Origin of the sequence: Snuella sedimenti, from assembly GCF_016428595.1 — a bacterium.
GTDB classification, from domain to species: Bacteria; Bacteroidota; Bacteroidia; order Flavobacteriales; family Flavobacteriaceae; genus Snuella; species Snuella sedimenti.
Genome location: NZ_JAELVQ010000004.1, coordinates 153006 through 166606 on the forward strand (window position 1 = coordinate 153006; position 13601 = coordinate 166606).

6 protein-coding genes are annotated in these 13601 nt (G+C 41.0%); all 6 read left to right on the forward strand.

All coding sequences use genetic code 11. From position 1 onward, the window contains the following. The first annotated feature begins 126 nt into the window (after positions 1-126). The 6 genes from JF259_RS05080 (at position 127) to JF259_RS05105 (ending at position 13458) form a co-directional block, all read left to right on the forward strand. Positions 127-3594: a TonB-dependent receptor gene (locus JF259_RS05080; protein WP_233164115.1), complete on the forward strand. Its 3468-nt coding sequence runs from the start codon at positions 127-129 to the stop codon at positions 3592-3594. A gap of 18 nt (positions 3595-3612) precedes the next feature. Further along, positions 3613-5520, forward strand: a complete 1908-nt coding sequence (locus tag JF259_RS05085; RefSeq protein WP_199114083.1) for a RagB/SusD family nutrient uptake outer membrane protein — start codon at positions 3613-3615, stop codon at positions 5518-5520. A gap of 48 nt (positions 5521-5568) precedes the next feature. Next, positions 5569-6756 carry a DUF5000 domain-containing lipoprotein gene (locus JF259_RS05090; RefSeq protein ID WP_199114085.1) on the forward strand — a complete coding sequence of 396 codons (1188 nt, stop codon included), beginning with the start codon at positions 5569-5571 and terminating at the stop codon, positions 6754-6756. 33 nt (positions 6757-6789) lie between these two features. Next, positions 6790-7830: a DUF4998 domain-containing protein gene (locus JF259_RS05095; RefSeq protein WP_199114087.1), complete on the forward strand. Its 1041-nt coding sequence runs from the start codon at positions 6790-6792 to the stop codon at positions 7828-7830. 611 nt (positions 7831-8441) lie between these two features. Beyond that, a complete protein-coding gene (locus JF259_RS05100; protein ID WP_199114089.1) occupies positions 8442-11618 on the forward strand; it encodes a SusC/RagA family TonB-linked outer membrane protein in 3177 nt (1058 codons plus the stop codon). A 10-nt stretch (positions 11619-11628) separates the two neighbouring features. After that, positions 11629-13458: a RagB/SusD family nutrient uptake outer membrane protein gene (locus tag JF259_RS05105; RefSeq protein WP_199114091.1), complete on the forward strand. Its 1830-nt coding sequence runs from the start codon at positions 11629-11631 to the stop codon at positions 13456-13458. Positions 13459-13601: the final 143 nt, after the last annotated feature.

A 13601-nucleotide genomic window follows, 5' to 3' on the forward strand; every position in this document is an offset into this window, starting at 1 on the left:
AAAACTACAAACAAACATTAGATAGAAAATAATCAACTAAAAAAAAATCGGAAAATGCTGCGAACATTTCCCGATGATAAAGATTGATTAAAATTAATTAACCAAAATTATAGATTATTCAAAAGTATGAAAAAATCCGCTAAGTTCTGGAACGCGTTTAAAGTTCCGGAAAAGATTGATTTAAAAATGAAGTTAACCTCACTTTTTTTATTTCTGACACTTCTAAATATTAATGCGCATACATCCTATTCCCAGAACACAAAAATAACACTGGATATGGATCAGGTAAGTGTGCTAGAAGTACTTGATAGAATTGAAGCGCTTTCAGAATTTAAATTTTTTATAGATACCCGAAAAGTTGACACAAAAAGAATTGTCTCAATTAAAGGGCGACAAGAACGCATAAAGAACATTCTTGATAAGCTGTTTTCGGATACTGATGTCTCTTATCGCGTTTACAAGAAGCAAATTATATTAAAAGTCAAGCCCCACCCTATAATCCAAAACGTTAATTTGATTAATCAACAAATTGTTACAGGAACAGTTGTTGACGAACAAGGCGTTCCCTTGCCCGGGGTTAGCGTGCTCGAAAAGGGCACCCAAAATGGTGTGTCCACAGATTTTGACGGGAACTATACCTTAACGGTTAGGGGAGCAAACAGCGTACTGGTTTTTTCTTATGTAGGTTATGTAACAAAGGAAGAAGTAGTAGGTACTAAGACGGCTATTAATGTTAAAATGGCGGTCGACCAGGACGAGTTGGACGAAGTGATGGTTGTTGCCTTTGCCAAACAAAAGAAATCCAGTGTATTGGCATCAATTACGACTATACAGCCAAGTGAGCTAAAAGTGCCCTCAAGTAACTTAACCACAGCACTGGCCGGGAGAATGGCCGGTATTATTTCGTACCAGCGCAGTGGAGAGCCCGGACAGGACAATGCCTCATTTTTCATTAGGGGCGTAACCTCTTTTGGTTATAAGGTAGATCCCTTGATACTAATCGATGGGGTGGAGTCCACGACCAACGAGCTGGCGCAATTATCGCCAGACGATATACAGGCATTTTCCATAATGAAAGATGCTACGGCAACCTCACTCTATGGAGCCAGGGGAGCCAATGGTGTCATATTGGTTACTACCAAAGAAGGTAAAACCGGGGAAGCTAAGGTTTTTGTGCGTTTTGAATCTTCGTTCTCAAGCAATACCAAAAATATTAAGATAGCCGATCCGATAACCTATATGAGGTTAGAGAACGAATCGGTACTAACCCGCAATCCATCCGGGGTATTACCCTATTCTCAAAATAAGATCGATAATACCATTGCGGGCTTGAACCCTTATGTCTACCCTGCAAATAATTGGTTGGACGACTTGGTTAAGGACAATACCAGTAATCAGCGAGTTAACCTCAATGTAAGCGGGGGAGGTAAAGTGGCGCGCTATTATATTTCAGGGACTTTTAGCAAGGATAACGGTATATTAAAAGTGGACAAGCGCAATAACTTCAACAGTAATATCGATTTGAAGAATTACCAGCTTCGGTCCAATGTCAATATCGATTTGACCAAGACCACCGAGGCCGTTGTAAGGTTATCTGGAGCCTTTAATGACTATAGGGGGCCAATTGATGGCGGATCGGGAATGTTTAGAAAGATACTGGGCACAAACCCTGTATTGTTCCCGGCATATTACCCGTCGGAGCTTAAGCCCCTAGCAAACCATATCCTTTTTGGGAATAGCAATGTTTTAGGAGGGGGGGGCGTAGGCCCAAGTTTTATAAACCCCTATGCCGATATGGTAAAGGGTTATCGAGATTATACCGAGTCCAACATGTCTGCCCAGTTTGAGTTAAAGCAGGATTTTTATTTTATTTTGGAAGGGCTTTCAGCGCGGATGTTGTTCAATACCGAACGCTATTCTTACTTTGACGTTTCCAGGTTTTATAATCCCTTTTATTATTCGGCATACGGCTATGATAAAACAGAGGATGCTTATAAGGTAAATGTGTTGAACGAGCTTACAGGTACCGAATACTTAAACTATACTGAAGGTTTGAAAAGTATCAATACGTCTACTTATACCGAAGTGGCCATAAATTACCACAACGTGTTTTCAGAGAAACATGAGGTTTCTGGATTATTGGTTGGGACCAGGAGAAACCAGCTGTTTGCCAATCAGGGTTCCTTGCAAAAATCCTTGCCCTATCGTAACCAGGGAATTTCAGGAAGGTTTACTTATGGGTATGACACCAGATATATGGCTGAATTAAATTTTGGGTATAATGGTTCCGAACGTTTCCATAAGTCGCATCGCTATGGGTTTTTTCCTTCTGCCGGCATTGGTTGGTTCGTGTCCAACGAACCCTTTTGGAGCAGTTTGGAAAACACGATACCCAAGTTAAAATTAAAGGCAACCTACGGCTTGGTGGGAAACGATGCCATTGGAAGTGCTAACGATCGTTTTTTCTACCTTTCGGAAGTTAATATGAATGCCTCATGGCGAGGCGCACGATTTGGTACCAATTATGGTTATTCCCGTTTTGGGGTCAATGTAAACCGATATGCCAATGACGACATTAGTTGGGAAACGGCCCGTAAGTTCAATGCCGGGTTTGAAATAAACCTTTTCAATAACCTGGAGATACAAGCAGATTATTTTACCGAGAACCGGAGCAATATTTTGATGGACAGGGCTTATATCCCCACTACCATGGGACTAACGGCAGGGGTTAGGGCCAATCTTGGGAAGGCCAAATCCAATGGTGTAGATATTTCTATGGACTATAATAAGGCATTTACGAATGGTCTTTGGCTACAGGGGCGTGCTAATTTTACCTATGCCCATAGCGAATACCTGTTTTTCGAAGAGCCACAGTATGCAAAAAGTGAGGCGCATTTATTTCACAAAGAGCAGTCGCTTTCACAGGTATGGGGGCTCATTGCCGAACGTTTGTTTATTGATGAATACGATGTTTCCAATGCTCCCCGACAAAATTTTGGAGAGTACGCTGCGGGCGATATTAAATACAGGGACGTTAACGGTGATGGGGAAATAACAAACCTAGACAGGGTCCCTATCGGGCATCCCACGGTTCCTGAAATCATATATGGTGGAGGCTTGTCGATGGGCTATAAGGCTTTTGATTTTTCATTTTTCCTACAGGGGTCTGCGCGCTCCTCGTTTTGGATCGACCCAGTTAGAACGGCGCCGTTTATTGCCAACCCGGACTTGGGGTCAGGTTCCCAAAATGCATTGCTTGATGTGTATGCCAATAACCATTGGTCCGAGGATAACCGGGATTCCTATGCGCTTTGGCCGCGACTCAGCAGTACGTTAAATACTAATAACACACAGACCAGTACCTGGTTTATGCGCAATGGTGCCTTCTTAAGGTTGAAATCCGTTGAGCTGGGATATCAGTTACCGGAGAAGTTGATTAGCGAACTGCACCTCACCAACGCGCGCATTTACTTTAATGGCACGAACCTGCTAACGTTTAGCGGATTTAAGTTGTGGGACGTAGAGATGGGCGGCAATGGCCTGGGATATCCTATCCAACGCGTGTTTAATATGGGTGTAAGTGTTAACTTTTAATTGATTAAAACGTACGAGATGAAAAATATACGATTATTATATATATTAATAATGGCATGCCTGTTCAATGCATGCAGCGATTACCTTGATGTGGTACCGGATAATGTGGCTACCATAGACAATGCATTTAGCGATAAGACACAAGCCGAGAAATACCTATTTACCTGTTATTCGTTCTTACCTACCATAGACCATACAGAGGGAAACCCCGGGTTTTATGCAGGCGACGAATTTTGGATGTTTTGGCCCATACCGAGCGGTTATTCTTCTTCGTGGGATCCCTATAACATAGCAAGGGGGCAACAGAACAGGGTAAGGCCATTGATGAACTTCTGGGACGGTGGAAATCTTACACAACCCTTATGGCAGGGAATTCGATCCTGTAATATTTTTCTTGAAAATGTGGATAAGGTCAGGGACCTAGCGCCTTTTATGAAATCCAGATGGATTGCCGAAGCTAAATTTTTAAAGGCCTATTACCACTGGTACTTATTAAAATTATATGGTCCTATCCCCATTGTAGACGAGAATCTGCCTATTTCGGCATCATCTAACGAGGTAAGGGTAAAGAGAAAGCCTGTAGATGAGGTTGTAAATTATATTATAGATTTAATCGATTCGACCGCAGAAGAAGGAGACGACAATGCAGTCTTGCCAAATAAGATAGACAACAAGACTACAGAGCTGGGTAGAATCACCAAGCCAATTGCTTTGGCAATCAAAGCCCGTATCCTAGTAACAGCAGCCAGTCCTTTGTTTAATGGGAATTCCGATTATGCCAACTTTAACGATTCGGATGGAACACCGCTTTTTAACGCCTCAGTAAGTGATGAAAAATGGATCAGGGCCGTGGAAGCCTGTAGGGAAGCAGTGGAAGTCTGTGAACAGGTGGGGATTAGCTTGTATGAATTTAACGAGAACATACAAGGTGCCACAGACAGGATCAAAACAGAGATGAGCATCCGCAATGCGGTTTGCGAGAAATGGAACCCGGAACTCATATGGGGAAGTGTCGAATCGGGAGCGCCTTCAAGACAGATCCAGTTAAATGCAGCCGCAAATTTTGACCCCAATATAATAAGCTTAGCGGTTTCAGCCCATTTGGCACCAACGATGCGTATGGCCGAGTTGTTCTATACAGAAAATGGGGTGCCAATAACCGAGGATAAAACATGGGACTATGAGAAAAGGTTCGACCTTCGTACAGCAACAGCAGCCGATAGTTCCTTACAGGAGGGCTACAAGACCGTTGGCCTTCATTTTAACAGGGAGCTCCGTTTTTATGCCGATCTGGCTTTTGATGGCGCCAAATGGTTCATGCAAAACAATACCTGGGACATACAATGTAAATCTGGGCAACCCACAGGGAAAAAGCAAAGTGTGCTGTATTCGGTTACGGGTTATTATGCCAAAAAACTGGTGAACTGGGAAATGGTGATTTCTCCTGGTGGCGGTGTGAGCGTAGAGCCCTACCCCTGGCCCATTATGCGCTTGGCAGACCTCTATTTGCTGTACGCAGAGGCTTTAAACGAAACCGGAGACCAGGTCACAGCCTTAACATATTTGAACAAAGTGCGCAAACGGGCCGGTTTGGAAACCGTAGAGAGTGCATGGGCGAATTATTCCATTACTCCAGATAAGTACCAAACGAAAGACGGGTTGCGGGAAATAATCCATCAGGAACGCTTGATAGAATTGGCTCTTGAGGGCCATCGTTTTTGGGATTTAAGACGATGGAAGAAAGCCGCTTTAAGATTGAATACACCTATTTATGGATGGGATATCATTCAGGAGGATTATGAGAACTATAATCGCAGGGTGTTATTATTTGACCAGAAGTTCAATGCGCCGCGGGATTATTTTTGGCCCCTTTCAGATGGAGCGCTTATTGTTAATCCAAACCTGGTTCAAAACCCGGGCTGGTAGCGATAAGGATAACATAAACTTGAAATACAAACAAAATAGATAAAACAGATGAAACAATTAACATATATATGTTGTACTGCAATACTGCTAATTGTGGTCGTTGCATGTACAAAGACAGACGTTATTGGACCCGTTGAGAACGACGGTAAGGCACCTGGTCCGGTAAGCAATATTCAGGTAGAGAACTTGGCGGGCAAGGCCATTCTTACTTATACACTGCCTGAGGATTCGGATGTGCTCTCTGTTAAGGCGGTATATACAACCGAGGGGGGTGTGGAGCGTGAGGCCAAGTCGTCGTACTATACCAATAAGGTTGCCCTGATAGGTTTTGGGGCGGCCAAGCCATATGAGGTTAAGGTCTACGCCGTGGATAAGGGCGAAAATGCCTCAGAGCCGGTATCTGTAACCGTTAATCCGTTAGAACCACCCTATCAAATAGTAGGAGAAGAATTGGAGATCGGCCCCGATTTTGGTGGGCTTTTCGTCAGTTTTGAGAACCCTGAAGAGGAAAATATAGCCATTGTTGTTTTGGCTAACGATACGCTGGGGAATTTCATCCCCTATAATACCTTTTACACCAAATTAGAAGCCGGAAGGTTTTCCACTAGGGGATTTGACCCTGTAGAATCCGATTTTGGGGTGTATGTACGGGATAGATGGGGGAATATTTCGGATACCACCATGGTAAGGCTAACGCCATTCTTTGAAGAGTTGATAGACAAAAGTGGGATTTCAGGATATACCTTGCCTAATGATGCTGTTTTAGGCTATTCGGGAGATGTCGATGCACTATTTACTGATGATGTTACCGAGGGAAGTGGTTATTATCACAGTGGTGATGCCGCTGCAATGCCACAATGGTTTACGTTCGATTTAGGGAAAGAAGTGAAGTTGAGCAGGCTTGCCTGGTGGATGCGATCCGATGGTACCCGTTGGTTGTATAGTTTGCACAATCCGCGAGATATTGAGATTTGGGGATCTAATAACCCGGCACCCGACGGAAGCTGGGATTCCTGGGACTTACTCATAGAGTACGAGCAGATCAAGCCATCAGGCTTGCCTAACGGCCAATTGACCAATGATGATCTTGCTGCAGCGGAGGCGGGTGAAACGGTGGCCTTTCCATTAGATACCCCACCCTATAGATATATTCGTTTTAAAACACTGCGTAACTGGTCTAACGGAACCTATGTGAATTTCAATGAAATCACGGTATGGGGGCAGCCACAGAATTAGTGGACATCTTTAAATGTATAACAAAAAAATAGAATGATGAAACATATACAATATTTAGCTTTACTGGTATCGATTACAGTGGGTGTATTGGCAGGTTCCTGTACGCAAATGGATGAGTTTGAAAAATTCAGGGTTGGGGGAGCGATAACCTATCCCGGGAAGGTAGATTCCGTAATTGTGTATCCGGGAAAGGAAAGGATTAAACTGGGCATGATACTAGGGGCCGACCCAACAGTGAATAAGATAAAGGCCTATTGGAAGAACAGGCAGGACTCTACGGAAATAACGTTTGCCAGAACAGGCGCCATAGATACTTTAGACTTGGTAATTGAAAACCTTATTGAAGGGACTTACAACTTTGAATTGTTTGCGTTCGATGATTTTGGAAATAGATCGGTCGTCACAAATGTTTCGGGTACCGTTTATGGAACTACCTATGAAGCGTCACTATTGGACAGGCCTTTGTTAACTGCAGCCTGTGGGAATATAAGATGGGGAGAGGCCAACAGTATTATGTTAGGTGTTGAGGTAAGTTATACCGACTCATCGGGCAATGGCCAGGTGGTGTTCGTAGAAAATGACCAGGATACTTCAACCCTGTCGGATATTGATGCCAGTGAAACATTTGAGTACCGTACCGCCTATAAGCCGGACTCCCTTTCAATAGATACCTTTTATACACCGTTTAAAACGATCTTGTCTAATGACATTAGTCTATCAAGTGGTACGTATGAGGTCATAACGGTAAACAATACGGCGCATACCTGGATGCCCCAGCAGGGTCAGACCAGGGAAGTTACACAGATAAGCGATACCCAGTTTTCATATATCCTATCAACGGTCGCATCAGACCAGGTGCCGCTAGTTATAAATGTGGATCCAGATACCCATGTGACATCGGTGGAACTGCAGGAGATCGGTAATTTTGGCCCACCCTGGTACATGACCGCCGAAAGCATAGAGAGTAATGATAATTATGCTTGTAATGGCATCATTAGTGTCCGGTTACATATTGATAACCTGGATAGAGGAGACTATTGGGGAGATTTTACGGTTATCATTAAAAAGAAGTAGTTTCTTCAACATTCAAAGCGATCGTCTATAAAGTAATTTATAGGCGATTCTTTTTTGAAGATTCAATTAAGTGTTTTGGGTTTAAAAAACAGTTGAAGCGTTGTTAAGTTGTTTTAAGTTAATAGGTTATGGGCTTTAAGGCCGTGATTATGTTAATATTGACTCAATATTGGAAATTATCATATCAAATTAAATAATAAATAGTTACGAATTTTGTCAAGATTCAATTCTATATGAATAGAATACAACTTTTAAGTTTACTCATAGTAAATTAGAATTAACGTATTGTAAATTAAGTGGTTTAGTTTATAATATTTATAATGCGTTGTTTGTTAAAACTTTAAAATAATTTAATTAAAACTTGCTTACTTCAGTTTTTTTATTAATTTTGAAGTATGTATATACATATGAACATTGTGTTTGTTCGGTAAGGAGCAAAATTGTATTGATTCATTATTGGCTAATATGTATATACATTCATACAATTAATTAACTAATTAAACCATTATATGATAGAAAACTACTCAAAGAATCGGTATTGTAAGTACCAGGAATTAACTAATCCTAAATTAAAATCCAACTCAATATTAACTAATAATTAAGCTAAAACTATGAAATGTAAACTATTACTAAACTCCAGGTGTTATTCCAAGCATCATTTGTTTGGAGTTGTTCTCTCGAGTTTCCTGTGTGTTAGTGCATGGGCAATCGACAAGAATCCTTCTGAAATAGCTAAGGGTTTTGATGTCAATGAGCGTACAGAAAGTATAAGCTCCAATCTTGCTGTACAGCAAAGTGTTTCAGGAACGGTGCTCGATGAAAATGGCGTGCCGTTGCCAGGCGTTAGTGTTTTTGAAAAAGGGACTACCAATGGTGTAGCTACAGATTTTGACGGAAACTATACACTAACATTAAGTGCATCCAACAGTGTGTTGGTGTTTTCGTATGTGGGATATACAACCAAAGAAGAAGTTGTAGGATCAAGAACGGCAATAGATATTGCCATGGAACCTGACCAGCAACAATTGGAACAAGTGGTTGTAGTTGGTTACGGAACCAAGAAAAAATCGGAAGTAACCAATGCCGTAGTGCAAACATCGGGGGAAGAAATTAAAAAATCGGTGGCGCCGTCATTGTCAAATTCATTAGCAGGTAGATTACCAGGACTTTCCGTAAACCAACAAAGTTCGGCACCAGGTTTTGATGATGCTACAATTTTGGTTAGAGGGTTCAATACCTATCGTAATAATGGCGCCTTAATAGTAATAGACGGGGTAGCCAGTGCCGATCCGGACGGGCTTAACCGATTGGATCCTAACGATATTGAAAGTGTATCGGTATTAAAAGATGCATCGGCAGCTATCTACGGATCGCAATCGGCCGGAGGGGTTATTTTGGTAACGACCAAACGTGGTAAAAAAGGTAAGACATCGGTAAATTTTACTTCGACACAAGCCTTTGATTTTCCAACCTTTAAGGTGAAAACAGCCAATGCTCTAGAGTATATGTCTATATTGAATTCTTCTAGGGTTTTAGATGGTACCGATTTGGATTATCCACAAGAATTAATTGATAAATATACTAGTGGTGAGTTGCGATCTGAAGATTGGCACAATGCATTAATAGATGCGCCAGCCTCACAGTCCAGACAATCTCTTACCTTACGAGGAGGTAATGATAATGTTAGGTATTTTGCTTCTTTAGGAGCCTTATCACAAGGGGGAATTCTACGTGGCGATAATAAAACAAAGCTTAGGCAATATAACGTAAGAAGTAATTTAGACATTTCGGTAACCAAAAACCTGGAAGTGGGTATTGATTTGTCATACAGGCAAAAGCTTACCAATACACCGCAGATGAACCCGGGAGGAGACCTGTTTTATGTTGCTACTTATAGCCCGTTAAGGGTGGCCTATATTGATAATAATTATGATTTACCTGCTGAAGGCTGGTCACATTCAAACCCTGCGGCAAGGTTGTTAAGTCCTGGCTATAGAAAGTTTGATGCGCAAATATCCAGTGGTACCTTTCGCTATAAATATGATATTCCTGTTATAGAAGGTTTGTCGTTAGAAGGTTTTGCTTCGGTAGTTAAAAATACGAATTATGAAAAGGCCTTTAATTACACTTGGTTTTTTTACGAGAAAGATGGCGATGGTAACATTGTAAAAGTACCTTCCAGAACCATTGAGGATATAGGATTAGCCGAATATTTTGGTAGAGATTCCAGAGTTACGGTCAATACTAAGTTAAACTACAATACAACTATAGCAGAAGACCATAACATTAGTGCCTTTGTAGCTTTTGAGCAAATGGAATTTAAGTTTAACGAATTTCAGGCCTCTAGATTGGGGTACGATTCGCCTTTAATAGACCAATTGTTTGCAGGGAGTACAAACCGAAATAACTGGGGGAATGATGGGACGGCAAGAGAAAATGCGCGTCAGAATTACTTTGGGCGTTTAACTTACGACTATCAAGGAAAATACCTGTTTGGCTATAATTTTAGATACGACGGTTCTACCATTTTCCCCAAAGAGTCCCGCTGGGGCTTCTTCCAAGGGGTATCTGCAGGTTGGGTACTTAGTAAAGAAGCGTTTATGCCCGATGTATTTAGTAACCTAAAATTAAGAGGTTCCTGGGGGCAAATGGGTAATGATCGGGTTGATCCTTTCCAGTATTTGGCTGCTTTTGGATTTGATCAAGGATATGTTGTAGATGGTAATGATGTTCAAGGTCTTGCACCAACCACCACGCCAAACCCTAATATTACCTGGGAGGTTTCAGAAACCACCAATTTAGGTCTCGAGGTAGGTGTGTTAAATAACCGTTTGACTTTTGAATTAGATGTATTTAAAACAACAACAAAAGACATATTGGCAAGGCGACAGGCCTCAATCCCACAATATACCGGATTATCCTTGCCAGATGAGAATATTGGAAAAATGGAGAACAAAGGGTTTGAATTCCAAACCAGTTACAGACAAAACTTTGGAGATGATTTGGTATTTAAAGCCAGTGGAAATATTTCATATAGCAAAAATAAAGTGATTTACTTCGACGAAGCACCTCAATCCGAAGAATATCAGAAAAGAGAAGGGAGGACCATAAGTTCAAACTTAGTATATAAAGCCATTGGGATTTACAGAACCCAGGAAGATTTAGATAATAATGTGAATTATGTCGGTGCCGGTTTGGGAGATTTAATCTTTGCCGATTTAAATGGTGATGGCGAGATTAATGGAAATGATAGGTACAGATTTGATACAAGTGTAGCAAGGGATAATACAGGGCGAGTTATAGCACAAGGTATTCCAACAACTCAGTTTGGTTTGAGTTTGGGATTAGATTATAAAGACTTCGATTTTAGCGTGTTGTTTCAAGGACAAGCGGGTGCCAAATGGCGATTGGATAATGGGTTTTCTCCAGATGCCAATGGTAACGGTTTGGCTTATGTAGCCAACAATAGTTATACAGTCGATAATATTAATGCCGAACTACCAAGAATACGTCCTACAGGTACCGGAGCTCAAAACAGTGATTTTTGGTATCATGACTCCAACTTTGTAAGGTTAAAGTCTTTTGAATTGGGGTATACGTTACCACAAAAGCCTTTGTCGGCTGTAGGGATCACCAATTTAAGGTTGTATGTTTCTGGACAAAACCTGTTTATGGTATATAACAGTCTAAAGAAATTTGGAGCTGGTGACCCTGAATTCTTAAGTGGAAAGGGAGCATACTACCCTAATATGAGAACGCTGAATTTAGGGCTTAATTTAACTTTCTAAAACAATGAATATGAAAAATAGAATATATAGTAAAGTAAGGGCAAAATCTGTATTTGTACTGTTTGTTGTGGGACTCTTAACAACGTCGTGTAGTGAAGAAGTGTTAGATAAACAGCCTTTGGACGCTATTTCGGAAGGAGCGGTTTTTTCAGATCCAAACTATTTACAGAATTATGTAAACAATAACTATAATGGCATAAAGCCACATTGGAAACCCGAAACAGGAGGGTTTATCTCTTTGACCGATATTGGGATTCTTAACGAAGATACTCATTTGGTTGCTAATCCTTATAACGAATATTTAACCGGTGGGATGACTCCAGATAACGTAAACAGCATTACTGGAGGCTTGTGGGGAAATCAATATTCTTGGTTGAACAGAATTAATTTATTTTTTGAAAGTACAGCAGATTCATCAATCGATGTGGATGTGTTAGATAGGTTTCAAGGCGAAATGCATTTTATAAGAGCTCATATCTATTTTGAGTTATCCCGTCATTTTGGAGGTGTGCCTTTAATTACAAAGCCGTTTTCATTAAATGATGAATCGTACGATGTTGCTAGAAACAGCTATGACGAAGTAGCTCAATATGTAATTGGTGAGTGTGATAATGCTATAGCTAAACTAGATGGTAAAGCCATGCCTAGTGGTAGGGCGAGTAAGGGAGCGGCCATGGCTTTAAAGGCCAGAATGTTATTATATATGGCAAGTCCATTAAACAACCCATCTAATGATGCCTCGAAATGGCAAGCGGCAGCTACGGCAACCAAAGCAGTAATCGATATGGGCTATGCGTTGCACCCCAACTATGCTCAAGTATTTAAAAGCCCTGTTAAAGAAGAAGAAGTAATTTTTGGACGATCGTTTACAGGAACCAATGGTGTTGGAGCTGTGTCTTTTGGCTTATCCTGGGGGTATAATTATGAGTATTGGCCTAGTGGTTTTGATGCCCAATACAAAGTTGCACCATCACAAGAGTTTGTTAACATGTTCCAAATGGCCAACGGAGAATACCCCTATATGGATGATGGGATAACCATCAATCCGACATCAGGTTATGACGATCAAGATCCAGGAGCAGGCAGGGATCCAAGGTTTTATGATGCCATTTTGTATCCTGGTTGTGAGCCTGTAAATATTGTGGATGGATCAAAATCTACAGTGCGTACTTTCGAATATTGGGAAGATGCCAATCCAGATATCGAGGATGAAAATCCAGATGCCGTAGATCCAATAAACGGCCAGGAATTATTTGATTTTGGTAGAGATTCTAAAACCTATTGGTTAGAAGGAAGAACACCGTTTCACTGGCGTTTACAAACGGGCTATGCCTTTAGAAAGTTAATGGACTTTACAGGGCCTAGAGCGAGTACAGATTTTGAATATAATCAAGTAACGTCTTATATAAGGCTTGCAGAAATGTATTTAAACTATGCCGAGATTCAAATTGCCTTAGGAAATGAAGCTGAAGCGCGTGAGTATATCAACAAAGTACGCCAAAGAGCGTCGGTTAACATGCCAAATGTTACAGCCTCAGGAGCAGAACTTGTTAAGGTATATAAAAGGGAAAGAGCGGTTGAGTTGCATTTGGAAGATACCCGCTTTTACGATTTAATGCGTTGGAAAGACGCCCCTGGTAAGGTCGATATGAATCCAACAAGAGGTATTGAGTTGGTAACCAAAGATTACTCTAATGGCGGCGTATTGCATTTTACTTACGGAACAGAGACAGATAATAGAACAGCATGGCCAGGAGACCATTACTATTTGATGCCTATTTCAAGAGATGAAGTTCAAAGAAGTAATAACACCTTGGAACAAAACCCAGGGTATAACTAAAAGATTTTGAGTTAATATTTTTTATTAATTGGCTGCAAGTTCAACTATATTTTATAGTTGGGCTTGTGGCATTTAAAACACAAGGTAGTCTTGATGACCTATTTTTCTTAAACATAAACAGGAAAAGTATGTTGTGCCTGGGG

Coding starts and splice junctions, on each gene's coding strand:
- JF259_RS05105 (WP_199114091.1), top strand. CDS start 11,629: ATGAAAAATAGAATATATAGTAAAGTAAGGGCAAAATCTGTATTTGTA.
- JF259_RS05095 (WP_199114087.1), top strand. CDS start 6,790: ATGATGAAACATATACAATATTTAGCTTTACTGGTATCGATTACAGTG.
- JF259_RS05080 (WP_233164115.1), top strand. CDS start 127: ATGAAAAAATCCGCTAAGTTCTGGAACGCGTTTAAAGTTCCGGAAAAG.
- JF259_RS05100 (WP_199114089.1), top strand. CDS start 8,442: ATGAAATGTAAACTATTACTAAACTCCAGGTGTTATTCCAAGCATCAT.
- JF259_RS05090 (WP_199114085.1), top strand. CDS start 5,569: ATGAAACAATTAACATATATATGTTGTACTGCAATACTGCTAATTGTG.
- JF259_RS05085 (WP_199114083.1), top strand. CDS start 3,613: ATGAAAAATATACGATTATTATATATATTAATAATGGCATGCCTGTTC.